This is a genomic window from Xenorhabdus cabanillasii (assembly GCF_003386665.1).
Lineage (GTDB): Bacteria > Pseudomonadota > Gammaproteobacteria > Enterobacterales > Enterobacteriaceae > Xenorhabdus > Xenorhabdus cabanillasii.
This window is the reverse complement of record NZ_QTUB01000001.1, coordinates 217,568-241,525: the sequence shown is the minus strand read 5'-3', so window position 1 is coordinate 241,525 and position 23,958 is coordinate 217,568. Positions and strand designations below refer to the sequence as shown.

At 44.3% G+C, this 23,958-nt stretch carries 25 protein-coding genes, 3 tRNA genes and 3 rRNA genes; 7 read left to right on the top strand and 24 right to left on the bottom strand.

Annotation, left to right across the window (positions count from 1 at the left end; genetic code table 11):
* Positions 1–102 precede the first annotated feature (102 nt).
* Positions 103–195 (bottom strand): IlvGEDA operon leader peptide, encoded by a 93-nt coding sequence (locus BDD26_RS20705; protein WP_145956602.1) that lies wholly within the window; start codon positions 193–195, stop codon positions 103–105.
* 562 nt (positions 196–757) lie between these two features.
* Here BDD26_RS20705 and BDD26_RS01285 point away from each other — a divergent pair.
* Positions 758–2,284, top strand: a complete 1,527-nt coding sequence (locus BDD26_RS01285; RefSeq protein ID WP_115825336.1) for a YifB family Mg chelatase-like AAA ATPase — start codon at positions 758–760, stop codon at positions 2,282–2,284.
* Positions 2,285–2,340: 56 nt separating this feature from the next.
* On the opposite strand, the gene BDD26_RS01280 is transcribed toward BDD26_RS01285, so the two are convergent.
* Positions 2,341–2,679, bottom strand: coding sequence for a MaoP family protein (locus BDD26_RS01280; RefSeq protein ID WP_038268549.1), 339 nt, complete (start codon positions 2,677–2,679; stop codon positions 2,341–2,343).
* A 116-nt stretch (positions 2,680–2,795) separates the two neighbouring features.
* Here BDD26_RS01280 and hdfR point away from each other — a divergent pair, with 116 nt between their 5' ends.
* On the top strand, positions 2,796–3,632 hold the full coding sequence (gene hdfR / locus BDD26_RS01275; protein ID WP_038268551.1) for an HTH-type transcriptional regulator HdfR: 837 nt from the start codon (positions 2,796–2,798) through the stop codon (positions 3,630–3,632).
* A gap of 155 nt (positions 3,633–3,787) precedes the next feature.
* On the opposite strand, the gene BDD26_RS01270 is transcribed toward hdfR, so the two are convergent.
* From BDD26_RS01270 to BDD26_RS01245, 6 genes are all read right to left on the bottom strand, one after another.
* Positions 3,788–3,863 (bottom strand) — tRNA-Trp (locus BDD26_RS01270).
* 8 nt (positions 3,864–3,871) lie between these two features.
* Positions 3,872–3,948, bottom strand: a tRNA-Asp gene (locus BDD26_RS01265).
* A 53-nt stretch (positions 3,949–4,001) separates the two neighbouring features.
* Positions 4,002–4,117: ribosomal RNA gene (gene rrf, locus BDD26_RS01260) — 5S ribosomal RNA — on the bottom strand.
* A gap of 96 nt (positions 4,118–4,213) precedes the next feature.
* Positions 4,214–7,123: ribosomal RNA gene (locus BDD26_RS01255) — 23S ribosomal RNA — on the bottom strand.
* A gap of 189 nt (positions 7,124–7,312) precedes the next feature.
* Positions 7,313–7,388: transfer RNA gene (locus tag BDD26_RS01250), tRNA-Glu, on the bottom strand.
* Between the two features lie 82 nt (positions 7,389–7,470).
* Positions 7,471–9,015, bottom strand: a 16S ribosomal RNA gene (locus tag BDD26_RS01245).
* Together the 16S, 23S and 5S rRNA genes with 3 tRNA genes alongside form the textbook arrangement of a ribosomal RNA operon.
* A 487-nt stretch (positions 9,016–9,502) precedes the next feature.
* Here BDD26_RS01245 and BDD26_RS01240 point away from each other — a divergent pair.
* Positions 9,503–10,057, top strand: a complete 555-nt coding sequence (locus tag BDD26_RS01240; protein WP_115825335.1) for a gamma carbonic anhydrase family protein — start codon at positions 9,503–9,505, stop codon at positions 10,055–10,057.
* On the opposite strand, the gene BDD26_RS01235 is transcribed toward BDD26_RS01240, so the two are convergent.
* From BDD26_RS01235 to dprA, 5 genes are all read right to left on the bottom strand, one after another.
* Positions 10,024–10,293: a DUF1488 family protein gene (locus tag BDD26_RS01235; protein ID WP_038269656.1), complete on the bottom strand. Its 270-nt coding sequence runs from the start codon at positions 10,291–10,293 to the stop codon at positions 10,024–10,026. The genes BDD26_RS01240 and BDD26_RS01235 overlap by 34 nt on opposite strands.
* On the bottom strand, positions 10,290–11,108 hold the full coding sequence (gene aroE, locus BDD26_RS01230; RefSeq protein ID WP_115825334.1) for a shikimate dehydrogenase: 819 nt from the start codon (positions 11,106–11,108) through the stop codon (positions 10,290–10,292). The genes BDD26_RS01235 and aroE overlap by 4 nt, the downstream gene beginning before the upstream one ends.
* Before the next feature lie 6 nt (positions 11,109–11,114).
* A complete protein-coding gene (tsaC, locus tag BDD26_RS01225) occupies positions 11,115–11,684 on the bottom strand; it encodes an L-threonylcarbamoyladenylate synthase type 1 TsaC (RefSeq protein ID WP_038269652.1) in 570 nt (189 codons plus the stop codon).
* A complete protein-coding gene (locus BDD26_RS01220; RefSeq protein ID WP_115825333.1) occupies positions 11,677–12,237 on the bottom strand; it encodes a DNA topoisomerase family protein in 561 nt (186 codons plus the stop codon). Before BDD26_RS01220 ends, tsaC begins: the two co-directional genes overlap by 8 nt.
* A gap of 106 nt (positions 12,238–12,343) precedes the next feature.
* Positions 12,344–13,420, bottom strand: coding sequence for a DNA-protecting protein DprA (gene dprA / locus BDD26_RS01215; protein ID WP_115825332.1), 1,077 nt, complete (start codon positions 13,418–13,420; stop codon positions 12,344–12,346).
* A 131-nt stretch (positions 13,421–13,551) separates the two neighbouring features.
* Here dprA and def point away from each other — a divergent pair, with 131 nt between their 5' ends.
* From def to trkA, 4 genes are all read left to right on the top strand, one after another.
* Complete coding sequence (gene def / locus BDD26_RS01210) at positions 13,552–14,064, top strand: peptide deformylase (RefSeq protein WP_115825331.1); 513 nt, start codon at positions 13,552–13,554, stop codon at positions 14,062–14,064.
* A gap of 25 nt (positions 14,065–14,089) precedes the next feature.
* Positions 14,090–15,037: a methionyl-tRNA formyltransferase gene (gene fmt, locus BDD26_RS01205; RefSeq protein WP_115825330.1), complete on the top strand. Its 948-nt coding sequence runs from the start codon at positions 14,090–14,092 to the stop codon at positions 15,035–15,037.
* Positions 15,038–15,140: 103 nt separating this feature from the next.
* A complete protein-coding gene (rsmB, locus tag BDD26_RS01200) occupies positions 15,141–16,430 on the top strand; it encodes a 16S rRNA (cytosine(967)-C(5))-methyltransferase RsmB (protein WP_038269642.1) in 1,290 nt (429 codons plus the stop codon).
* Between the two features lie 97 nt (positions 16,431–16,527).
* A complete protein-coding gene (gene trkA, locus BDD26_RS01195; protein WP_038269640.1) occupies positions 16,528–17,904 on the top strand; it encodes a Trk system potassium transporter TrkA in 1,377 nt (458 codons plus the stop codon).
* A gap of 47 nt (positions 17,905–17,951) precedes the next feature.
* On the opposite strand, the gene BDD26_RS01190 is transcribed toward trkA, so the two are convergent.
* The 11 genes from BDD26_RS01190 to rpmD form a co-directional block, all read right to left on the bottom strand.
* Positions 17,952–18,152 (bottom strand): alternative ribosome-rescue factor A, encoded by a 201-nt coding sequence (locus tag BDD26_RS01190; protein WP_115827470.1) that lies wholly within the window; start codon positions 18,150–18,152, stop codon positions 17,952–17,954.
* A gap of 79 nt (positions 18,153–18,231) precedes the next feature.
* Entirely contained in the window at positions 18,232–18,645 is a 414-nt protein-coding gene (gene zntR, locus BDD26_RS01185) for a Zn(2+)-responsive transcriptional regulator (protein WP_038269638.1), read from the bottom strand.
* A gap of 193 nt (positions 18,646–18,838) precedes the next feature.
* A complete protein-coding gene (rplQ, locus tag BDD26_RS01180) occupies positions 18,839–19,231 on the bottom strand; it encodes a 50S ribosomal protein L17 (protein WP_038269636.1) in 393 nt (130 codons plus the stop codon).
* Positions 19,232–19,271: 40 nt separating this feature from the next.
* The gene (locus BDD26_RS01175; protein WP_038269634.1) at positions 19,272–20,261 is read right to left on the bottom strand and encodes a DNA-directed RNA polymerase subunit alpha; all 990 of its coding nucleotides are present in this window, start codon (positions 20,259–20,261) and stop codon (positions 19,272–19,274) included.
* Between the two features lie 25 nt (positions 20,262–20,286).
* Complete coding sequence (gene rpsD, locus BDD26_RS01170; RefSeq protein ID WP_038269632.1) at positions 20,287–20,907, bottom strand: 30S ribosomal protein S4; 621 nt, start codon at positions 20,905–20,907, stop codon at positions 20,287–20,289.
* Positions 20,908–20,941: 34 nt separating this feature from the next.
* Positions 20,942–21,331, bottom strand: a complete 390-nt coding sequence (rpsK, locus tag BDD26_RS01165) for a 30S ribosomal protein S11 (protein ID WP_002919257.1) — start codon at positions 21,329–21,331, stop codon at positions 20,942–20,944.
* 15 nt (positions 21,332–21,346) lie between these two features.
* Entirely contained in the window at positions 21,347–21,703 is a 357-nt protein-coding gene (rpsM, locus tag BDD26_RS01160; protein WP_038269629.1) for a 30S ribosomal protein S13, read from the bottom strand.
* A gap of 147 nt (positions 21,704–21,850) precedes the next feature.
* Positions 21,851–21,967 (bottom strand): 50S ribosomal protein L36, encoded by a 117-nt coding sequence (gene rpmJ, locus BDD26_RS01155; RefSeq protein WP_012768118.1) that lies wholly within the window; start codon positions 21,965–21,967, stop codon positions 21,851–21,853.
* Positions 21,968–21,999: 32 nt separating this feature from the next.
* Positions 22,000–23,331, bottom strand: a complete 1,332-nt coding sequence (secY, locus tag BDD26_RS01150; RefSeq protein ID WP_115825329.1) for a preprotein translocase subunit SecY — start codon at positions 23,329–23,331, stop codon at positions 22,000–22,002.
* Positions 23,332–23,338: 7 nt separating this feature from the next.
* Entirely contained in the window at positions 23,339–23,773 is a 435-nt protein-coding gene (gene rplO / locus BDD26_RS01145; RefSeq protein WP_038269625.1) for a 50S ribosomal protein L15, read from the bottom strand.
* 3 nt (positions 23,774–23,776) lie between these two features.
* Positions 23,777–23,956 carry a 50S ribosomal protein L30 gene (gene rpmD, locus BDD26_RS01140; RefSeq protein ID WP_008913894.1) on the bottom strand — a complete coding sequence of 60 codons (180 nt, stop codon included), beginning with the start codon at positions 23,954–23,956 and terminating at the stop codon, positions 23,777–23,779.
* Positions 23,957–23,958 lie beyond the last annotated feature (2 nt).

The following is a 23,958-nucleotide window of genomic DNA, read 5'->3' as shown; positions in this document are numbered from 1 at the left end:
GTTTTGGTGTTGTTTTATGTTCGTTTTTTGATATGTGTAAAAAAAAGCCCCCGCTCCTTTTCGGTGCGGGGGCTTCTTCGTGAAATCTGGCTATCTTTCTGTCTACGCCTTCCTTCGTTCAAGTGCAGCCCCGCACGGTAGAATAATCACTACCACGCTAATAATTAGGCTAATCACTAGAACAAATTTACTCATAATTCTTTTCGTTCTCATTCACATGTTCGACGTATATTTTACAAGTATCACTTTCTATAATTGTTGACAATGATTATTTTGATTTTTTATTTGAAAAATAATTTTATTTATATTTTTCATCCAGATAACCAAAAAACTAGCAAAGTTAACAGCACTCATTCCTTTAATGAGGATAAACAATTACTATCTATATGTTTTATAAAATAATTAATAAGATAAATTACATAAATACAATTTAATAACCTAATTGCAAGATATAAATGCTAAAAGAGGCATTTTATGCGGCAGTATCATTATAAACAAAAAATAAAAACAGCTAATTAGTTCATCTAAACAATAAAATAATCAACTCAATAATAATACCGTATAATTTTATTTCACATATACCACAGAGATTATCACCAAACAAAAAAACAAGAAATAACAATACATTGTCAATGAATAAGTTTAAGAAACAATTAAAAATAAATATATTTTCGAGTGTCTTCGCAAAATAACAAAAGGAGACTTTTTATTATTTTTTATCAATTCATGATAATTGCTTTCTTGCTAAGGAGAGCACATGACACTCGCCATCATCTATACACGGGCAACAATAGGTATTGATTCTCCCATCGTCACAATAGAAGCACACATCAGTAATGGTTTACCTGGTTTAACACTGGTTGGTTTGCCGGAAACAACAGTTAAAGAAGCCAGAGATCGTGTCAGAAGTGCTTTGATCAATAGTGGTTTTACCTATCCACCCAAAAGAATCACAGTTAACCTGGCTCCGGCAGACCTTCCCAAAGAAGGAGGAAGATATGATTTACCTATCGCTATTGCAATTTTGGCCGCTTCAGAGCAAATTCCGCCAAATGAATTGCATAATTATGAGTTTTTGGGAGAGTTAGCACTTTCAGGTGAGATACGTAAGATTATGGGTGCCATTCCCGCAGCACTAAGTGCCAAAAATGCAGGTAGGCAATTGATTTTATCCACAGAAAATCAAACTGAATTAGCTATCTTATCCCAAAGTGAAACGTTATTAGCTAATCACTTACTACAAGTTTGCCATTTTTTGCATGGCGAAAAAACAATATTATCCTCTCCTTCCCCAGTTGCTCCACAAAATGAGCCACCACTGTTAGATCTACGAGACATTATTGGACAAGAGCAAGCCAAGCGTGCTCTGGAGATCACTGCCGCAGGTGGCCACAATCTTCTGCTACTTGGGCCTCCCGGTACAGGTAAAACAATGCTAGCCAGTCGGTTATGCGACCTATTACCGCCTCTAACGCATCAGGAAGCGCTGGAAGTCGCGGCCATCAATAGTCTGGCTGGTCAGTCAATTAATCCCAAAAAATGGCATATACGACCGTTTAGGGCGCCTCATCACAGTTCATCAATGGCCGCTCTCGTTGGTGGAGGCTCAATCCCTAAACCTGGAGAAATTTCACTTGCACACAATGGCGTTTTATTCTTGGATGAATTGCCCGAGTTTAATCGAAGTGTGCTTGATGCATTACGTGAACCACTAGAATCTGGCGAAATTATCATATCTCGTGCAAGGGCAAAAGTTTGTTTTCCTGCCCAAGTCCAATTGATTGCGGCCATGAATCCAAGCCCGACAGGATATCATCAGGGATTACACAATCGCAGTAGTCCGCAACAAATATTGCGCTATCTTTCCAAACTTTCAGGTCCTTTTTTAGATCGTTTTGACCTCTCCATTGAAGTTCCTCTACTCCCTCCGGGTATCTTGAGTCAATCATCAACAAAACATGGTGAAAGTAGCCATGAAGTCAAAAAGAGAGTACAAAATGCCAGAAACATACAAATAGAGCGGTGTGAGCATGTAAATGCTCATCTTAATCGCCAACAAACTGAATGTGTTTGTAAACTAAAAATGGAAGATGCCGTTTTTCTGGAAAACACTTTATTAAAATTAGGGCTGTCTGTACGTGCCTGGCACCGGATATTAAAGGTTTCACGTACGATTGCAGATTTGAAAGAGCAAAAGAGAATAGAAAGACCGGATATTATGGAAGCTCTTAGTTACCGGAGCATGGATAGGTTACTTATTCAGCTACAAAAACAGGTTGGATGACGTAGAAAAGGGGCTCATTCGCCCCTCTTAATGGATCTGTCATCCCAATGATGATATTAATCATCAGAATCAGTATAGTCCTCAGAAGAATCTAACTGTGGTTTTCCGCCGGAAAGAGTATGGAAACGTTTTGGACGGCTAATTTTCGCCAAATACTTAGCCCATACTTTTTCCTCTGTTGTTACAGGGACACGTTCACCACGGCAAACGGCGACAAACAATTTTTCTTCGTCCGTTTGTGGTTCACGTTTACCAAGATCCAATTCATTGAACGCATGACCATGACGTTCTAACAATTGGGCCTCTTTGATGGTGAAATCCCCGTGACGAGAAAACCCGCGTGGATAATTTTTATTATCAAAAAAACGATTAGTCGTGATGAAGCTTTCAGCCATCTGACACACTCCTAACTCTACAGTCATACTAATTATGGCGCGGAGTATTAGGGAGGCTTGACATTCTGTAAAACAAAATATTTAAATCTTAACGATAAAAACTATTGGAGATGCATGTGGACACCGAATTACTGAAAACCTTTTTGGAAGTCAGTAAGACTCGTCACTTTGGTCGGGCAGCTGAATCACTCTATCTAACACAATCCGCAGTTAGCTTTCGGATACGACAACTAGAAAATCAGTTAGGTGCTAATTTATTCACCCGACATCGCAATAATATTCGCCTAACTGCGGCTGGCGAGCGCCTTGTCCCTTATGCAGAATCGTTAATGAATACTTGGCAGTTAGCGAAGAAAGAGATCAACTATGTCTCACAACATACAGAGCTCTCTATCGGTGCTACAGCATCCCTATGGGAAGCCTACCTAACTCCTTGGTTAAATATGTTTTATCGGGATAACCAAGGAATGAGAATTGAATCAAGAGTCTCTACACGTCAGTCTCTGGTCAAACAACTGCACTCGCGTGAATTAGATCTTTTAATCACAACAGAACCCCCAAAAATGGATGAATTCCAAAGTCAGGTGATCGGTAGTATCCAACTTGTTTTATTAACAACCCAACATAATCTCGAACAAGGTATAGAAAATTACATCAAACTCGAGTGGGGAGCTGATTTTCACCACCAAGAACAACAGATTTTGAAAAATGATCACCCACCGATCATTACAACCACTTCGGCTCATATCGCCAGAGAATTGTTAGATAGTGTAAATGCTGCGACATTTCTGCCTACACACTGGCTTGATGATTACCCTAACCTTATCACGGCTCCCAATAATGAGCCAATCAAACGGCCTCTATATGCCGTCTGGCTGCAAAATAGTGACCAGCATGCATTCATCCAACAGTTATTAAAAATACCTGTTGAAAAAGCACCTGCAACAAGCTGATTGCGTTCTATAAAGAGCTTTAAGGAAATGCGTACCGGAGATCTAAGCGGAGAAATATAGCGATTTTATAATGCCACGAATAAAAAAGAAAAACCCAGCTAAAATTAGCTGGGCTATTAATCTGAAAACTATTCAATTATTACTTAGTTATTAACTGGCAGGGGCGGAGAGACTCGAACTCCCAACACCCGGTTTTGGAGACCGGTGCTCTACCAATTGAACTACGCCCCTAAATACGGTGGCGGTGCGGACGGGACTCGAACCCGCGACCCCCGGCGTGACAGGCCGGTATTCTAACCAACTGAACTACCGCACCACCGAATTGCTTTTCTATGCTGCTTTTTGTACCAGCAACATCTTTAAATGAATGTCTGGCAGTGCCCTACTCTCACATGGGGAGACCCCACACTACCATCGGCGCGCCGGCGTTTCACTGCTGAGTTCGGCATGGGGTCAGGTGGGACCACCGCGCTATTGCCGCCAGACAAATCCTGTCTTCAATCCCGAACAAGCTGATGACGCTATGTGTCTTTCTCTGAAACTGTTTTCGTCTCTCGGCCCCAAAACACCTTCGGTGTTGTCAGGTTAAGCCTCTCGGAGCATTAGTACCGGTTAGCTCAACGTATCGCTACGCTTACACACCCGGCCTATCCACGTCCTCGTCTCGAACGTTCCTTATGTGTCCTCTCAGGGACAAGGGAAGACTCATCTTAAGGCAAGTTTCCCGCTTAGATGCTTTCAGCGGTTATCTCTGCCGCACGTAGCTACCGGGCAATGCCATTGGCATGACAACCCGAACACCAGCGGTGCGTCCACTCCGGTCCTCTCGTACTAGGAGCAGCCCCTTTCAATCTTCCAGCGCCCACGGCAGATAGGGACCGAACTGTCTCACGACGTTCTAAACCCAGCTCGCGTACCACTTTAAACGGCGAACAGCCGTACCCTTGGGACCTACTTCAGCCCCAGGATGTGATGAGCCGACATCGAGGTGCCAAACACCGCCGTCGATATGAACTCTTGGGCGGTATCAGCCTGTTATCCCCGGAGTACCTTTTATCCGTTGAGCGATGGCCCTTCCATACAGAACCACCGGATCACTAAGACCTACTTTCGTACCTGCTCGCGCCGTCACGCTCGCAGTCAAGCTGGCTTATGCCTTTGCACTAACCTCACGATGTCCGACCGTGATTAGCCAACCTTCGTGCTCCTCCGTTACGCTTTGGGAGGAGACCGCCCCAGTCAAACTACCCACCAGACACTGTCCGCAACCCGGATAACGGGTCCACGTTAGAACATCAAACATTCAAGGGTGGTATTTCAAGGATGGCTCCATGCAGACTGGCGTCCACACTTCAAAGCCTCCCACCTATCCTACACATCAAGGCTCCATGTTCAGTGTCAAGCTATAGTAAAGGTTCACGGGGTCTTTCCGTCTTGCCGCGGGTACACTGCATCTTCACAGCGAGTTCAATTTCACTGAGTCTCGGGTGGAGACAGCCTGGCCATCATTACGCCATTCGTGCAGGTCGGAACTTACCCGACAAGGAATTTCGCTACCTTAGGACCGTTATAGTTACGGCCGCCGTTTACTGGGGCTTCGATCAGGAGCGTCGCGTTGCCGCTAACCCCATCAATTAACCTTCCAGCACCGGGCAGGCGTCACACCGTATACGTCCACTTTCGTGTTGGCACAGTGCTGTGTTTTTATTAAACAGTTGCAGCCAGCTGGTCTCTGCGACTGGCTTCAGCTCCGGGCGCACGGCCCTTCACCTCATGCCAGCGTGCCTTCTCCCGAAGTTACGGCACCATTTTGCCTAGTTCCTTCACCCGAGTTCTCTCAAGCGCCTGAGTATTCTCTACCTGACCACCTGTGTCGGTTTGGGGTACGATTCAATGTTACCTGATGCTTAGAGGCTTTTCCTGGAAGCAGGGCATCAACCACTTCACCACCGTAGTGGCTCGTTATCACGCCTCAGTGTTATGGATGACCGGATTTGCCAGGTCACCCCACCTACACGCTTCAACCGGGACAAACCGTCGCCCGGCCGGCCTAGCCTTCTCCGTCCCCCCTTCGCAGTAACACCGAGTACAGGACTATTAACCTGTTTCCCATCGACTACGCCTTTCGGCCTCGCCTTAGGGGTCGACTCACCCTGCCCCGATTAACGTTGGACAGGAACCCTTGGTCTTCCGGCGAGCGGGTTTTTCACCCGCTTTATCGTTACTTATGTCAGCATTCGCACTTCTGATACCTCCAGCAGGCCTCACGACCCACCTTCACCGGCTTACAGAACGCTCCCCTACCCAACAATATATTCATATCGCTGCCGCAGCTTCGGTGCATGGTTTAGCCCCGTTACATCTTCCGCGCAGGCCGACTCGACCAGTGAGCTATTACGCTTTCTTTAAATGATGGCTGCTTCTAAGCCAACATCCTGGCTGTCTGAGCCTTCCCACTTCGTTTCCCACTTAACCATGACTTGGGGACCTTAGCTGGCGGTCTGGGTTGTTTCCCTCTCCACGACGGACGTTAGCACCCGCCGTGTGTCTCCCGTGATAACATTCTCCGGTATTCGCAGTTTGCATCGGGTTGGTAAGTCGGGATGACCCCCTAGCCGAAACAGTGCTCTACCCCCGGAGATGAATTCACGAGGCGCTACCTAAATAGCTTTCGGGGAGAACCAGCTATCTCCCGGTTTGATTGGCCTTTCACCCCCAGCCACAAGTCATCCGCTAATTTTTCAACATTAGTCGGTTCGGTCCTCCAGTTAGTGTTACCCAACCTTCAACCTGCCCATGGCTAGCTCACCGGGTTTCGGGTCTATACCCTGCAACTGAGCGCCCTGTTAAGACTCGGTTTCCCTGCGGCTCCCCTAAACGGTTAACCTTGCTACAGAATATAAGTCGCTGACCCATTATACAAAAGGTACGCAGTCACACCCCAAAGGGTGCTCCCACTGCTTGTACGTACACGGTTTCAGGTTCTCTTTCACTCCCCTCGCCGGGGTTCTTTTCGCCTTTCCCTCACGGTACTGGTTCACTATCGGTCAGTCAGGAGTATTTAGCCTTGGAGGATGGTCCCCCCACATTCAGACAGGATACCACGTGTCCCGCCCTACTCTTCGAGCTCCCAACACCGGCGCCTTCGGATACGGGGCTGTCACCCTTTACTGCCGGCCTTTCCAGACCGTTCTCCTGGCACTGATATTGTTGATGGCTCTGGGCTGCTCCCCGTTCGCTCGCCGCTACTGGGGGAATCTCGGTTGATTTCTTTTCCTCGGGGTACTGAGATGTTTCAGTTCCCCCGGTTCGCCTCATTCACCTATGGATTCAGTGAATGATAGTGCAACGGATTGCACTGGGTTTCCCCATTCGGACATCGCCGGCTGATAGGGCTTCATATCAGCTCACCGGCGCTTTTCGCAGATTAGCACGTCCTTCATCGCCTCTGACTGCCTAGGCATCCACCGTGTACGCTTAGTCGCTTAACCTCACAACCCGAAGGTGTCTTCGAATTGGAGTATGTTGAGAGACGCATCAATATCGTCAAGGACCCTATTGATGGTTTCAAATTTTCAGCTTGTTCCAGATTGTTAAAGAGCAAATATTGCTAAACTGACTCGCAAGTCACGCTTAACAATATCGGTTGGCGCCGGCTTTCACCCGGGGCCTGAGCAAAGTGGCGTCCCCTAGGGGATTCGAACCCCTGTTACCGCCGTGAAAGGGCGATGTCCTAGGCCTCTAGACGAAGGGGACAGTCAGTCTCTTCGCAGACGCTTGCTCGTCTTACAGTCATCAGACAATCTGTGTGAACACTCACAAGTTACCATCATTTGGTTAAGGAGGTGATCCAACCGCAGGTTCCCCTACGGTTACCTTGTTACGACTTCACCCCAGTCATGAGTCACAAAGTGGTCAGCGCCCCCCCGCAGGTTAAGCTACCGACTTCTTTTGCCACCCACTCCCATGGTGTGACGGGCGGTGTGTACAAGGCCCGGGAACGTATTCACCGTAGCATGCTGATCTACGATTACTAGCGATTCCGACTTCATGGAGTCGAGTTGCAGACTCCAATCCGGACTACGACAGACTTTATGAGTTCCGCTTGCTCTCGCGAGGTCGCTTCTCTTTGTATCCGCCATTGTAGCACGTGTGTAGCCCTACTCGTCTGGGCCATGATGACTTGACGTCATCCCCACCTTCCTCCGGTTTATCACCGGCAGTCTCCCTTGAGTTCCCACCATCACGTGCTGGCAACAAAGGATAAGGGTTGCGCTCGTTGCGGGACTTAACCCAACATTTCACAACACGAGCTGACGACAGCCATGCAGCACCTGTCTCACGGTTCCCGAAGGCACTTCAGCATCTCTGCCAAATTCCGTGGATGTCAAGAGTAGGTAAGGTTCTTCGCGTTGCATCGAATTAAACCACATGCTCCACCGCTTGTGCGGGCCCCCGTCAATTCATTTGAGTTTTAATCTTGCGACCGTACTCCCCAGGCGGTCGATTTAACGCGTTAGCTCCGGAAGCCACACCTCAAGGGCACAACCTCCAAATCGACATCGTTTACGGCGTGGACTACCAGGGTATCTAATCCTGTTTGCTCCCCACGCTTTCGCACCTGAGCGTCAGTCTTCGTCCAGGGGGCCGCCTTCGCCACCGGTATTCCTCCACATCTCTACGCATTTCACCGCTACACGTGGAATTCTACCCCCCTCTACGAGACTCCAGCCAACCAGTCTTAGATGCCGTTCCCGGGTTAAGCCCGGGGATTTCACATCTAACTTAATTGGCCGCCTGCGTGCGCTTTACGCCCAGTAATTCCGATTAACGCTTGCACCCTCCGTATTACCGCGGCTGCTGGCACGGAGTTAGCCGGTGCTTCTTCTGCGGGTAACGTCAATCGTGAGCCCTGTTCAGACTCACGCCTTCCTCCCCGCTGAAAGTACTTTACAACCCGAAGGCCTTCTTCATACACGCGGCATGGCTGCATCAGGCTTGCGCCCATTGTGCAATATTCCCCACTGCTGCCTCCCGTAGGAGTCTGGGCCGTGTCTCAGTCCCAGTGTGGCTGGTCATCCTCTCAGACCAGCTAGGGATCGTCGCCTAGGTGAGCCCTTACCCCACCTACTAGCTAATCCCATCTGGGTTCATCCGATAGCGTGAGGCCCGAAGGTCCCCCACTTTGCTCCAAAGAGGTTATGCGGTATTAGCCACCGTTTCCAGTGGTTATCCCCCTCTACCGGGCAGATCCCCAGACATTACTCACCCGTCCGCCGCTCGTCAGCAAAAGTGCAAAAGCCCTTTCCTGTTACCGCCCGACTTGCATGTGTTAGGCCTGCCGCCAGCGTTCAATCTGAGCCATGATCAAACTCTTCAATTAAAAGTGTTTGATGCTCAAAGAATTCCACTGTTCAGTATCGCAATGAATTAACTGCTTCAGTCACTCTTCAAGACTTGAATCTTTTTCGCCTTGCGGCGTTTGATCGTGTCCTGCGAGTGCCCACACAGATTGTCTGATTAATTTGTTAAAGAGCATAGGCAACCGAACTTCTGTTCCGGGTTGCGAGGCGGCGTATCTTACGCTTTTTGCCTCCGGAGTCAAGCGTTTATTTTCGCTTTTCTCGGACTTTCCTCAGCGGCTTGTCTCAGCGCTGCGTCGGTCAGTGGTGGCGCATTATAGGGTGTTTTTCGGCGCTGACAATAGTTTTTTTGCAATTTTATTATCAAGTGCACAGTTTTTAAACCAATCAGTATAAAAACCACCTAACCAGTATAAAATTAACGCTAATCTTCCATTGCATGGTGATCTTTTCCTCAATAACATCTCATATAATTGTTACCCTCTTTTACTACCATTGAGATTTTTTATGTCTACTGTTTTACGTCAATACTTAAAATTACGGCCTCAAGTTGGTCAAAGAGTCATGTTAGACTCTACATCTATCGTGATTGGAGATGTCAAACTAGCGGATGATGTAAGTATCTGGCCACTGGTGGTCATCCGTGGTGATGTAAATTATGTTTCTATTGGTACACGTACAAATATCCAAGACGGCTCTGTTTTACATGTTACCCATAAATCATCTAATAATCCCAATGGCTTCCCTCTAATCATAGGTGAAGAAGTCACTATCGGTCATAAGGCAATCTTACACGGTTGTACGATCGGAAACCGAGTGTTAGTTGGAATGGGTGCAATTATATTGGATGGGGCGGTCATTGAAGACAATGTCATTATTGGAGCGGCTAGCCTTGTTCCACCAGGAAAAACATTAGAGAGTGGATATCTGTATATAGGTAGCCCCGCCAAACAAGTAAGAAAACTTAAACCTGAAGAACTGGAAGGGCTTCTTTATTCTGCTAATAACTATGTCCGTTGGAAAGATGATTACTTAGCAGATACATCAGACGGTAAAGAATAACACCCAAATTGATCATCCATTCCACTCAGGATGACTTTTTCAAATTCTTCCTCCAGATCCCAACGATGTTGGCGAAATAAATCGAGTGGATGAAGCTCTTTACCGTACCGATGAATTAACTCATCGGTGCTAATCATACACTGTACCAATAAACCATCAACCATAGCAGGGAAGATAACTTTGTTTTCCTGCTCATTCCATTCTTCGCGATCAGGAAATTGAATAGCTTGATTCATGTGTGTAACTCTTTCCTTAAAGTAGTTAAAATAGGTTCTACTTTTGGTAATACACCGTGCCAAAGCTCAAAAGCATGTGCCGCCTGTCCCACCAGCATTCCTAACCCATCAGCCAAACGTGATACATTATTTCTCTTAGCAAAATCAAGGAAAGGAGTGAATCCCTGTTGATAGTACATATCGTAGCAAGCACTATTATTATAGAAAATCGATGGTGATATTCCGGGAATGCTCCCACTAAGACCAGAAGCTGTTGCATTAATGATAAGATCAAAATCCGGAGACAGGAGGGACTTTATATCAACGGCTTGGATATGACCTAATACAAAAAATTTATCTGCTATTGCTTGCGCACGTGCAAACGTACGATTAGTGATAGTAATCTTACAGCCTGACTCTAATAAAAGAGAAATTACCCCTTTTGCTGCACCACCAGCCCCTATAATCAGTATATGCTGCCCTTGGCTAATAAAATTAAGTCGTTGCAAGTCCGCCAATAATCCGACACCATCAGTGTTATCACCAAGAATCTGGTTATCTTCAACCATTTTTAAGGTATTAACTGCACCACTGAGTTTTGCGCGTTTAGTCAATTTATGTGCATATTCATAAGCACGTTCTTTAAAAGGAACGGTAATGTTCGCTCCTAAACCGCCCCGCACAAAAAATTGCTCCAACAATTTTTCAAAATGTTCTATTGGAGCAAGTATCCGCCCATATTGATGCTCAATACCTGTTTGCTCAGCAAACAATCGATGAATATAAGGGGATTTACTGTGAGCAACCGGATTACCAAAAACCGCAAAATTATCCATTATTCTCTAGCCTTGCCGATATAGTTTACCTGTTAAAGCATCCCTGATTTCTGATGGATTTTTACGTCCGCCAACTTCCCCTGCTAAGACAGGAAAATCGTTTCCAAATTGTCGACGAACTTCTTCTGCACTCCGACACGGTTCCAATCCACTTAAATTTGCACTGGTTGATACAAGAGGTTTCTCATAAAGGGAACATAATTGTTTAACTAAAGGATGATCTATAACTCGAACAGCTAATGTTGAAAATTTCCCCGTCAACCATTTTGGTGTTGTCACTTTGGCTGGAATAACCCATGTCACCGGCCCCGGCCAAAAAGAAAAAACTATCTTTTTTTGTTCATCATCTAACTGTTCATCATTAATATAAGGACATAGCCGCTCATAGCTATCAGAAATAAGGATCAGCCCTTTTTCCCAAGGCCTATTTTTCAGCAATAATAGTTTGTTAACCGCTGTTTCACTGTCAGGATCACAACCCAACCCAAACACAGCTTCTGTCGGATAAGCAATCACTTTTTCTTCTTTTAAAGCAGTAATAATTACATCAAATTCAGGTGAGACTTCATTACTCATTGTATTTCTCGGTTCTAATGAATTGCTGCTTGCTACACAATTTACTGGCACAAAACAATTTAATGCCTTGAGCTGTTTTCTTCTCTATCAACAAGGGATAATGACAAAACTCACACTCCGCAGATATTGGTTTATTGTTCAGTGTAAACTGACATTCGGGATATCGATTACAAGCATGAAATGTTTTACCAAATCGTGACTTACGTTGAAGTAATTTGCCTTGCTTACATTGAGGGCAATTAATTGAAATATCATCAGGTTTATCGATAATTTCCGTATGATCACATTCAGGATAATTGCTACAGCCAATAAACATGCCGTACCTCCCTTGCCGTAAGACCAAGGTAGAACCACATTTCGAACAAGTTTGTCCTTCTAATTCCTTGACAATATGTCCATCTGAAGATGCTTTTAGCGACCGAACATAACAGCATGACGGATAATTAGAACAAGCATAAAATGGGCCATGAACTCCGTTGCGGATTACTAATTCAGCACCACAATCAAAGCAATGTTCTATTTCTTTTATCGCAAAAGGCATCTTTTTAGACATATCCTACTCGCTGAATATTAGCCGCCATAACTGGAAAACTATATTTATTAGAAAAATACAAATATCGGAAAACCATGACTTTCAGTAAAAGGGAAAACTCAATCCCTCAATTCACTCGAACATAGCCACCAGCAACGACAGCGACTTTTCCCATCAGCTCAAGCTCCAATAACTGGGTCATAACTTCTGTAATAGGAAGAGAAGAACGTTGGGCAATTATATCAACTGGTGTGACTTCATCACTTACATTAACCAGCACATCAGCAAATGGCAACTCAGTTTGTTCAAATTGTTTATTATCTTCTTTTTCCAGATTAACCCATTGAAAGTTAGTCTGGATATGTTCCATAACATCCATCACATTGGTTGCTAAATAAGCTCCCTGTTTGATCAGCCAGTGATTACCCTCATTTGAATTCATTCCCAATGGACCGGGTAATGCAAAAATGTCTCTTCCTTGTTCAAGTGCACAGCGTGCCGTAATCAGTGAACCACTATTCTGATGAGCTTCAACGATAATAAGCGCTAAACTCAATCCGCTAATAATCCGGTTTCGTCTTGGAAAATTTTTGGCTTTAGGTGGTGTATCGGGAAAAAATTCAGAAACCAGAACACCGTTTTCTTTAATACGGTGAGCTAATGTTTGATGACGACTAGGGTAGATATTCTTAAGCCCACTACCCAATACAGCAACGGTTTTTCCACCTGCATCAACAGCCGCCTGATGACAGATACCATCAATCCCAATCGCCAATCCACTGGTTATCACCACTCCATTTTCAGCCAATCCACCCGCAAATATCTTTCCCCATTTTTCACCATAGAAACTTGCTGACCTGCTACCTACCATCGCAACTTGTTTCTCAGATAAAGTGGTCAAATCACCCGAGACAAAAAGTACAAGTGGAGGAGAATAAATTTGCTTCAATAAGGCAGGATACTCCGGATGAGAAAAAGTCAATAAGTGATTTCCTTGTTGTTCCAACCAATTGAGACTCGAAACCAACACAGAAGGGTTGGCCTTTAGAAACTGTGTACACTGTGAAGGTGATAAACCACAATCTTTGATAACAGCATAATTAACATTTTTTGTTCGTAGAAGTCGCTCGATAATGAGCACTGCTTTTACTGCTGACAGATGAGAGACCATTCTCATTCGCAACCATATTTCCATCACTTCCATATTGTCATCCTGACTCAATAAGCTGTCACACTTACATGACTAATTTGTAGTCAATACTGTCAATCTAATCAGGAAATGTCTAGAATAGGCTTCAATTATCACTCACTTTTTGGATGCAGTTCTAAACACATATGTCAGTTTTACAAGTATTACATTACCCAGACGAGCGGCTTCGCACAATTGCAAAGCCAGTTGAAAAAGTTGATGCAGAAATCCAGCGTATCATCAATGATATGTTTGAAACTATGTATGCAGAGGAAGGCATCGGCCTAGCAGCAACCCAAGTTAATATTCATCAACGCATTATTGTCATTGATGTTTCAGAGAGCCGTGACCAGAGACTTGTACTTATCAACCCAGAATTAATTAATGAATCTGGAGAAACAGGAATTGAAGAAGGCTGTTTATCTGTTCCTGAACAACGTGCGTTTGTACCACGTTTCGAGCAAGTCAAAATTAAATCCCTAGATTATCATGGCCAACCATTTGAATTGGAAACTGATGGTCTGTTAGCAATCTGTATTCAACACGAAATGGATCACTTGGTCGGTAAACTATTTGTTGATTACCTGTCACCACTGAAACGCCAACGTATTCGTCAGAAAGTCGAAAAAATTGACCGACTGAAAGCCAAGGCTAAGTAAACTTTAATCATTGCAGGAAATAACAGTGTCTGATTCTTTACGCATTATTTTTGCCGGAACACCTGATTTCGCGGCTAACCATTTGGCTGCTTTATTAAAATCGCAACTCCAAGTTGTTGGAGTACTCACTCGTCCTGATAAACCGGCAGGAAGAGGTAAAAAATTAACACCAAGTCCTGTAAAGGTATTGGCAGAAAAACACGATATTCCAGTTTTCCAACCCAAAACGCTACGTACAGAAGAAAGTCAACAGTGGGTCATAGATCAACAGGCTGATATCATGATCGTCGTTGCATATGGTTTGATCCTCCCTCAAGCAGTATTAGATATACCACGCCTGGGATGCCTTAATGTTCATGGTTCTTTGTTACCTCACTGGCGCGGAGCAGCACCTATCCAACGTGCCATTTGGGCTGGTGATAAAGAGACAGGTGTAACGATCATGCAAATGGATGCAGGCCTTGATACTGGTGATATGTTGTTAAAAGCAACGTGTCCAATTACTAGTGAAGATACTAGCGCAAGTCTGTATGAAAAACTTGCTAATATCGGCCCAGATGCATTACTCAATACATTAAGCCTCATCACATCGGGAAAGAGCCAGCCTGAAATTCAGGATAATACTCTAGCAACATACGCTGAAAAGCTCAGCAAAGATGAAGCAAAAATAGATTGGAATTTGTCGGCAGTCCAACTTGAACGCTGCATTCGTGCCTTCAATCCTTGGCCAATGAGTTACTTTTTTATTGATGAACAACCTATTAAAGTTTGGCAAGCCAATGTCATTGAAGAACAAACTAACCAAGCTCCAGGAACAATTGTTCACGCGGATAAGAAAGGTATTCAAGTTGCTACTACTGATGGGATATTGAATATTACTCAGCTGCAACCCTCTGGTAAGAAAGCAATGTCAGTCGCCGATTTATTAAACTCTAAAAGCGAATGGTTCACTCCAGGTAACAAAATCAACTGATATTCATTTGCCTGTATGCTGGCACCATACAGGCATCTTCCTTCTTTACTATTATGCTGATGATATTCAGCTTCTTAACCATACTTTTGACCATATTCATATCATGGAAAATATATATAACCTGCGAAGCATCGCTGCAAAAGCGATTAGCCAAGTGCTGGAGCAAGGGCAGTCTCTCAGCTCTGTCATACCTGAACTCCAACAAAAAGTGTCTGACAAAGATAAAGCTCTTCTCCAAGAACTCTGTTTTGGCGTAATGAGAGTATTACCTCAACTGGAGTGGTTTATCACCCAATTGATGGCAAAGCCATTGAAAGGTAAACAACGCATTTTTCACTACTTGATTATGATTGGAATGTACCAACTTACGTATACACGCATACCTGCACATGCCGCACTTGCTGAAACTGTTAATGGTGCAATCAGCTTAAAACGCCCACAATTAAAAGGATTGATTAATGGTGTTCTCCGACAATTTCAGCGCCAACAACAAGAGTTAGTCGAACAAGCCAATAATAATGTCAGTAACCATTTACATCCCAAATGGCTGTTGGCTCGCATCCAAAAAGCTTATCCACAAGATTGGAAAAATATTGTAGATGCAAATAATCAAAAACCACCTATGTGGCTACGTGTTAATCAGCTCCATCACTCTGCAAATCAATACATTGTCTTATTACGAGAAGCTAATATAGCAGCAGAGCTGGATGAAAATTATCCCAATGCAATTCGCCTGCTAACCCCTTGCCCTGTGAACATCCTACCTGGATTTGATAAAGGTTGGGTCACCATTCAAGATCGTTCTGCTCAAGGATGTGCTGAATTATTAATGCCACGTGATGAAGAAAAGATCCTCGATCTTTGCGCTGCTCCTGGCGGAAAAACAACCCATGTACTTGAGATAGCGCCAAACTCCAAAGTACTTGCTATCGATATTGATGAGCAAAGAATTAAGCGTGTAAAAGAAAATTTACAACGTCTTAGTTTACATGCTGTCGTCAAAACAGGCGATGGACGTCTTCCGCATGAATGGGCTGACGGAGAGCAATTCGATCGTATTCTGCTTGATGCACCATGTTCGGCTACAGGTGTAATCCGTCGCCATCCTGATATAAAGTGGCTGAGAAGAAATGAAGATATTGATCAATTAGTCACACTACAATCTGAAATTCTTGACGCTATTTGGCCATATTTAAAAAAGAATGGCACGCTGATCTATGCAACATGTTCCATTTTACCAAACGAAAATAGTGAGCAAATCAAAGCATTCTTAGAACGACACGCAGATGCTCAACTCTATGGAACAGGCACATTGGAAACACCAGGAATACAAATTACTCCAGAAACAATTGGTGGTGATGGTTTCTTTTATGCCCGATTGACTAAGCAATAATAATTCTCTCTCGTCCCTACCGGACGAGAGAGAATATGATGGCTTTGCTAAAATAACAAAAATAAAATGTGGCTTCTAACACACAAAGAGAATAGCTATGAAAATAATTATCCTGGGTGCTGGCCAAGTTGGTGGAACATTAGCTGAAAACTTAGTTGATGAGAACAATGACATTACTGTCGTTGATACCGATACAAATCGTTTACGCCAGTTACAGGACAAATTCGATCTACGAGTTGTGAATGGTCACGGATCTCACCCTAGAGTTCTGAGGGAAGCCGGAGCAGAAGATGCTGATATGTTGGTTGCTGTCACCAACTCGGATGAAACCAACATGATTGCCTGCCAAATTGCCTATTCTCTATTTAACACACCTAATAAAGTCGCCCGTATCCGTTCATCTGAATATATCCGTGAATCAGAAAAATTATTTCAACCTGATGATATCCCTATCGATTATCTGATATCCCCAGAACAGTTAGTCATTGATTATATCTATAAATTGATTCAATATCCTGGAGCCTTACAAGTTGTTAATTTTTCGGAAGGACGGGTCAGTATTGTCGCAGTAAAGGCTTATTATGGTGGCTCACTGGTAGGTAATGCCTTATCTTCCCTCCGCGAACATATGCCACATATCGATAGTAAAGTTGCTGCGATATTTCGACAAGATCGCCCAATCAGGCCACAAGGTTCTACCGTTATAGAAGCTGGAGATGAAGTGTTTTTTGTTGCCGCATCACAGCATATCAGAGCTGTAATGAGTGAATTACAGCGCCTTGAAAAACCCTATAAGCGAATCATGATTGTCGGAGGCGGCAACGTTGGAGCAGGCTTAGCGTTACGTCTTGAAAAAGATTATAGCGTCAAACTTATCGAACATAATCAAGAAAGGGCTACTGAGCTTGCAGAACTATTGCACGATACTATCGTGTTCTATGGTGATGCTTCAGATCAAGAGTTACTAGCAGAAGAACATATTGAACAAGTTGATGTTTTTATTGCATTAACTAATGATGATGAAGCCAATATCATGTCAGCTATGCTCGCAAAACGAATGGGAGCCAAAAAAGCCATGGTACTTATTCAACGCAGCGCATATGTTGATTTAGTACAAGGTGGAGTTATTGATATTGCTATATCCCCACAACAAGCTACTGTATCTGCGCTGCTTGGTCATGTCCGTAAAGCAGATATCGTCAGCGTATTTTCATTAAGAAGAGGAGTCGCCGAAGCTATTGAGGCCATTGCTCATGGTGACGAACATACTTCCAAAGTAGTTGGACGTAAAATAGGAGACATAAAACTCCCTACAGGAACAACAATTGGCGCTATTGTCCGTGGAGAAGAAGTCATAATTGCCAATGATTACAGTGTCATTCAACAAGGCGACCATGTGATCATGTTTATTACTGATAAGAAATTCGTTCCCGAAGTAGAAAAGTTATTCCAGCCAAGCCCGTTCTTCCTATAAACGGTTTCCATTTCTACAGACTCAAAAAAATATTTTTGCTCAAAAAGTTAGAAGGCCAATGATAACAACTTGAAAAAATTATTATCATTGGCCTTCCAACCACTATTTTTATCATGTTTTTCTTTACGACGATAACTTCCTTTACCCTTTTTATTTTTTTCTACCCGTTGTCTAAACAGAGGATCATGGAGAAGAGCTTCTATAGCATTATCTTTGATAACACCCTTTTTATGGCGATATGTCGTCATACTGACCTCAAAATGTAGTTTTTCAATTAAATTCCAAGACAAAAATTGTACTCCAATTACTCAGAATAATAAATAAAATTTACCTACCTGTTGCTCCCTCTTCTAAAATTTCCAATATAGAACAATATGTACTAGTGTGTGCGCTACCACAACAAGCATCACTCAACATTTTTAGAGAATCGCGCATTCTCTGCATTTCCAGTATTTTTTCTTCTATTTCTTGTAATCTGGAATCAACAATTTGCTTAGATTCTTGACAAGTATGATGCTCAGGATCAACTCGAATAGATAATAATTCTACAATTGCCTCTAATGTAAAGCCTAACTGTTTTGCATAACGAATAAACCGTAACCGCTGCAAATCTTGCTTTGTATAAAGCCGATATCCCCCCTCTGTTCTTTCCTCATGCTCCATCAATCCCTGTTTCTCATAAAAACGAACAGTATCAGGTGTAACATTTGCTAATCTAGCTAATTGCCCAATACGATACATAGCAACCTCTAATCAAACAGGAAATAAAATCAATACTACCAGAATAGATCAATAAATCACCATGCCAGATGGTGTTTACTATTCGCTAAAGGATAACCAAAAGAAATTAGAAGGAAAAAACATTAGACTGGATAGAAAAAGTAAAGATCGATAAAAAACCGGGATAATACCCGGTTTTTTACGCTTCTACAGATTATTCTGCAGATGCTGCTTCTGTCTTAGACTCAGCGGCACGGTCAACAAGCTCAATGTATGCCATTGGTGCATTGTCTCCAGCACGGAAGCCACACTTCAGAATACGAGTGTAACCGCCTGCGCGGCTCGCAAAACGTGGGCCCAGTTCATTAAACAGTTTTGCCACGATCTCGTTATCACGAGTACGGGCGAATGCCAGACGACGATTAGCTACGCTGTCGGTCTTGGCAAGAGTAATCAGCGGCTCAACGACGCGACGCAGTTCTTTCGCTTTAGGCAGAGTCGTCTTGATGATTTCATGACGAACCAAAGAACCTGCCATGTTGCGGAACATAGCTTGGCGATGGCTGCTGTTGCGGTTCAATTGACGACCACTCTTACGATGGCGCATGACCTTATCCTTCTCAGTAAAACCTTAACCTGTGATCTAGTTATTCATCAGCAATACTTGCTGGTGGCCAGTTTTCCAGACGCATGCCCAGAGAAAGACCACGTGAAGCCAGTACGTCTTTAATCTCAGTAAGAGATTTTTTACCCAGATTAGGTGTCTTAAGTAACTCAACCTCAGTACGCTGTACCAGATCACCGATGTAGTGGATAGCTTCTGCCTTAAGGCAGTTAGCAGAGCGGACAGTCAATTCCAGATCGTCAACAGGGCGCAGCAGTATCGGATCAAACTCTGGCTTCTCTTCTTTAACTTCTGGTTGACGTACATCACGCAAGTCAACGAAAGCTTCCAGTTGTTCAGCCAGAATAGTAGCTGCACGGCGAATCGCCTCTTCAGGGTCGATTGTGCCGTTAGTCTCCATCTCGATAACCAGCTTATCCAGGTCAGTACGCTGTTCTACACGAGCTGCTTCAACATTGTAGGCGATACGCTCTACTGGGCTATAGCAAGCATCTACTAACAAACGACCGATAGGGCGCTCATCTTCTTCCGAATGAATTCGGGCAGAAGCCGGCACATAACCACGACCGCGCTGAACTTTAATACGCATGCTAATGGAAGCACTTTCGTCAGTCAGATGGCAGATTACGTGCTGCGGCTTGACGATTTCAACATCACCATCATGGATGATGTCGGCTGCAGTCACAGGGCCAATGCCAGATTTATTCAAGGTAAGGATGACTTCATCTTTACCCTGAACTTTCACCGCCAGCCCTTTCAGATTGAGGAGAATCTCCAGGATATCTTCCTGTACACCTTCTTTGGTGCTGTACTCATGCAGTACACCATCAATCTCAACCTCAGTCACCGCACAACCCGGCATAGACGAAAGCAGAATACGGCGCAGTGCGTTGCCAAGAGTATGGCCAAAGCCACGCTCTAATGGCTCAAGGGTCACCTTGGCGTGCGTCGAACTGACTTGCTCGATATCTACCAGGCGCGGTTTTAGAAACTCTGTCACAGAACCCTGCATTGTGTCCTCTCTTTGGTGCTAAGCTTTACTTAGAGTAAAGCTCGACGATCAGGTGTTCGTTAATGTCAGCGGATAGATCAGTACGTTCAGGAATACGTTTGAACACACCTTCCATCTTCGCAGCATCAACTTCCAACCAAGTTGGTTTCTCACGCTGCTCAGCCAGCTCTAAAGCTGCTTTTATACGAGCCTGCTTTTTCGCTTTTTCACGAACGCTGACTACGTCATTCGGGGATACCTGATAAGAAGCGATGTTAACAACGCGACCATTTACCATGATAGCCTTATGGCTTACCATCTGACGTGATTCAGCACGAGTCGCGCCAAAACCCATACGATAAACGACGTTATCCAAGCGACTTTCCAGCAAAGTCAGCAGGTTTTCACCTGTGTTGCCTTTCAGACGAGTAGCTTCTTTGTAGTAGTTACGGAATTGACGCTCCAGAACACCGTAAATACGACGAACTTTTTGTTTTTCACGTAACTGAACACCATAGTCAGACAGACGCGGTTTACGAGCGCCGTGCTGGCCTGGTGCTTGTTCTAATTTACACTTGGTGTCAATCGCGCGAACACCAGACTTCAGGAAAAGGTCTGTACCTTCGCGACGGCTCAGCTTGAGCTTAGGACCCAAATATCTTGCCATTTTCTTTCTCCAACAATCCTAAAAACGAACCGTATTAAACGCGACGTTTCTTCGGTGGACGACAACCGTTATGAGGGATCGGAGTCACATCAGTAATGTTAGTGATGCGGAAACCAGCCGCGTTCAGTGCGCGGATAGTTGACTCACGGCCAGGACCAGGTCCTTTAACCATAACTTCCAGGTTCTTAATTCCGTATTCTTTTACGGCTTCAGCACAGCGTTCTGCTGCAACCTGAGCTGCAAACGGAGTAGATTTACGAGAACCACGGAAACCGGAACCACCGGCAGTTGCCCAACCCAAAGCGTTACCCTGACGATCAGTAATAGTAACGATAGTGTTGTTGAAAGAAGCATGGATATGAGCCACACCGTCAGAGACTTGTTTTCTTACACGCTTACGTGCACGAATAGGTGCTTTTGCCATTATTCAATACCCCGATTATTTCTTGATCGGCTTACGCGGACCCTTACGGGTACGTGCATTGGTCTTAGTACGCTGACCGCGAACAGGCAGACCACGACGATGACGCAAACCACGATAGCAACCAAGATCCATCAGACGTTTGATACTCAGGGTCACTTCACGACGCAAATCACCTTCTACAACGTATTTAGCAACTTCGTCACGCAGCTTGTCAATTTGCTCTTCAGACAGCTCACTGATCTTAACATTTTCAGCAATGCCCGCTGCTACACAGATAGCCTGTGAGCGGGTTTTACCGATACCGTAGATCGAAGTTAATGCGATCACAGTATGTTTCTGATCAGGAATGTTAATGCCTGCTATACGGGCCACTATGCACTCCTACAATATTTATTCACTGCAACACCATTCTGAAAAGCCCGTTTTCAGGATACTCAAATAATGTTGCTGTCAGATAAAAAGATTGGCTGGCTAATTTAGCCAGCTCAACCCAACTTTGCAAGAAAAATATGCGATTAATTAGCCTTGGCGTTGTTTATGCTTAGGCTCTGCACTGCAAATTACACGAACGATACCGTTACGTTTAACAATTTTGCAGTTGCGGCATAATTTCTTGACGGAAGCACGAACTTTCATTTTTACTCTCCGTAACTTCTCAAGCAAACCAATTAGCGGTTATATCCTTTCAGGTTTGCCTTCTTCAATGCAGACTCATATTGACTCGACATCATCAGAGTTTGCACTTGAGCCATAAAGTCCATGATGACGACGACTACAATCAGTAGGGAAGTACCACCAAAATAGAATGGAACTTTCATTGCATCACGCATGAACTCCGGGATTAAGCAGATAAAAGTAATATATAACGCACCAACTAAGGTTAGACGAGTCATTACTTTATCGATGTACTTAGCCGTTTGCTCTCCCGGACGAATTCCTGGTACAAATGCACCGGACTTCTTCAGGTTATCTGCCGTTTCTCTTGGATTGAATACCAACGCCGTGTAGAAGAAACAGAAGAAGATGATTGCAGATACGTATAATAACACATAAAGCGGTTGACCTGGCTGCAAATACATAGAAATAGTTGTCAACCAGTTCCAGTTTGCTCCGCTACCAAACCAAGAGGCTATAGTACCAGGGAACAAAATAATACTGGAAGCAAAAATTGCAGGGATAACCCCGGCCATATTCACTTTCAACGGTAAATGTGTACTTTGCGCTGCATAAACTCTACGACCTTGTTGACGTTTGGCATAGTTAACAACGATACGACGTTGACCACGCTCCATGAAAACAACGAAGAAAGTTACCGCAAACACTAAAACTGCAACCAACAGCAACAGGAGGAAGTGCAGATCGCCTTGCCGAGCTTGCTCGATAGTGTGACCAATCGCAGGCGGAAGGCCCGCAACGATACCAGCAAAGATTATGATTGAAATACCGTTACCAATACCTCGTTCAGTAATCTGCTCACCTAGCCACATCAAGAACATAGTTCCCGTGACCAAACTTACAACAGCCGTGAAATAAAATGCAAGACCCGGATTAATAACTAACCCTTGCATTCCAGGCATATTCGGCAACCCAGTAGCAATACCGATTGACTGGAATATTGCCAGCACTAATGTGCCATAACGGGTGTATTGACTGATCTTACGACGACCAGATTCCCCTTCCTTCTTAATCTCTGCCAAACGGGGGTTAACCACTGTCAGCAACTGGATAATAATAGATGCAGAAATATACGGCATTATACCCAGTGCAAAGATAGAAGCACGGCTTAAAGCACCACCAGAGAACATATTAAACATTTCAATGATGGTGCCTCTTTGCTGTTCGAGCAATTTGGCAAGCACAGTGGCATCAATACCAGGGATTGGAATAAAAGAGCCAATACGGAAAACAATCAGAGCTCCAATAACAAACAAAAGTCTGCGCTTTAACTCACCTAATCCGCCTTTAGCACTTTGAAAATCTAATCCCGGTTGTTTAGCCATCTGTTACTTATTCCTCAATTTTACCGCCAGCAGCTTCAATTGCAGCACGGGCGCCTTTAGTAACACGCAAGCCACGCACAGTTACTGCACGATTAACTTCGCCAGAAAGCATAACTTTCGCGAACTCAATTTGAGGGCCAACAATGTTAGCAGCTTTCAGTGCATTCAGATCGATAACATCGCCTTCTACGCGAGCAAAGTCAGACAAACGGATTTCCGCTGTAACCATTGCTTTACGTGAAGTAAAACCAAATTTTGGCAAACGACGGTACAAAGGCATCTGGCCACCTTCAAAACCGCGACGTACGCCACCGCCAGAACGAGATTTCTGACCTTTGTGACCACGGCCGCCAGTTTTACCCAGACCAGAACCGATACCACGACCTACACGTTTAGGTGCGTGCTTGGCACCTTCAGCCGGAGACAGAGTATTTAAGCGCATCTGTTACTCCTCAACTTTAACCATATAGGAAACCAAGTTGACCATACCGCGAACCGCTGGTGTATCTTCACGCTCAACAGTATGACCAATGCGACGCAGACCTAAACCAGTCAGAGTTGCCTTGTGTTTAGGCAAACGACCAATTGAGCTGCGAACCTGAGTAATTTTAATAGTCTTAGCCATGG

What these genes read in the sequence shown, in the direction of transcription:
- rpsK (WP_002919257.1), bottom strand. Translation starts at nt 21,331, where the DNA reads ATGGCAAAAGCACCTATTCGTGCACGTAAGCGTGTAAGAAAACAAGTC.
- rsmB (WP_038269642.1), top strand. Translation starts at nt 15,141, where the DNA reads ATGGAAAATATATATAACCTGCGAAGCATCGCTGCAAAAGCGATTAGC.
- rpmD (WP_008913894.1), bottom strand. Translation starts at nt 23,956, where the DNA reads ATGGCTAAGACTATTAAAATTACTCAGGTTCGCAGCTCAATTGGTCGT.
- BDD26_RS01190 (WP_115827470.1), bottom strand. Translation starts at nt 18,152, where the DNA reads ATGACGACATATCGCCATAAAAAGGGTGTTATCAAAGATAATGCTATA.
- rplO (WP_038269625.1), bottom strand. Translation starts at nt 23,773, where the DNA reads ATGCGCTTAAATACTCTGTCTCCGGCTGAAGGTGCCAAGCACGCACCT.
- BDD26_RS01235 (WP_038269656.1), bottom strand. Translation starts at nt 10,293, where the DNA reads ATGAATCAAGCTATTCAATTTCCTGATCGCGAAGAATGGAATGAGCAG.
- aroE (WP_115825334.1), bottom strand. Translation starts at nt 11,108, where the DNA reads ATGGATAATTTTGCGGTTTTTGGTAATCCGGTTGCTCACAGTAAATCC.
- zntR (WP_038269638.1), bottom strand. Translation starts at nt 18,645, where the DNA reads ATGTATCGTATTGGGCAATTAGCTAGATTAGCAAATGTTACACCTGAT.
- dprA (WP_115825332.1), bottom strand. Translation starts at nt 13,420, where the DNA reads ATGGAAGTGATGGAAATATGGTTGCGAATGAGAATGGTCTCTCATCTG.
- rpsD (WP_038269632.1), bottom strand. Translation starts at nt 20,907, where the DNA reads ATGGCAAGATATTTGGGTCCTAAGCTCAAGCTGAGCCGTCGCGAAGGT.
- trkA (WP_038269640.1), top strand. Translation starts at nt 16,528, where the DNA reads ATGAAAATAATTATCCTGGGTGCTGGCCAAGTTGGTGGAACATTAGCT.
- BDD26_RS01280 (WP_038268549.1), bottom strand. Translation starts at nt 2,679, where the DNA reads ATGGCTGAAAGCTTCATCACGACTAATCGTTTTTTTGATAATAAAAAT.
- BDD26_RS01285 (WP_115825336.1), top strand. Translation starts at nt 758, where the DNA reads ATGACACTCGCCATCATCTATACACGGGCAACAATAGGTATTGATTCT.
- rpmJ (WP_012768118.1), bottom strand. Translation starts at nt 21,967, where the DNA reads ATGAAAGTTCGTGCTTCCGTCAAGAAATTATGCCGCAACTGCAAAATT.
- rplQ (WP_038269636.1), bottom strand. Translation starts at nt 19,231, where the DNA reads ATGCGCCATCGTAAGAGTGGTCGTCAATTGAACCGCAACAGCAGCCAT.
- secY (WP_115825329.1), bottom strand. Translation starts at nt 23,331, where the DNA reads ATGGCTAAACAACCGGGATTAGATTTTCAAAGTGCTAAAGGCGGATTA.
- tsaC (WP_038269652.1), bottom strand. Translation starts at nt 11,684, where the DNA reads ATGAGTAATGAAGTCTCACCTGAATTTGATGTAATTATTACTGCTTTA.
- BDD26_RS01220 (WP_115825333.1), bottom strand. Translation starts at nt 12,237, where the DNA reads ATGTCTAAAAAGATGCCTTTTGCGATAAAAGAAATAGAACATTGCTTT.
- BDD26_RS20705 (WP_145956602.1), bottom strand. Translation starts at nt 195, where the DNA reads ATGAGTAAATTTGTTCTAGTGATTAGCCTAATTATTAGCGTGGTAGTG.
- BDD26_RS01240 (WP_115825335.1), top strand. Translation starts at nt 9,503, where the DNA reads ATGTCTACTGTTTTACGTCAATACTTAAAATTACGGCCTCAAGTTGGT.
- def (WP_115825331.1), top strand. Translation starts at nt 13,552, where the DNA reads ATGTCAGTTTTACAAGTATTACATTACCCAGACGAGCGGCTTCGCACA.
- BDD26_RS01175 (WP_038269634.1), bottom strand. Translation starts at nt 20,261, where the DNA reads ATGCAGGGTTCTGTGACAGAGTTTCTAAAACCGCGCCTGGTAGATATC.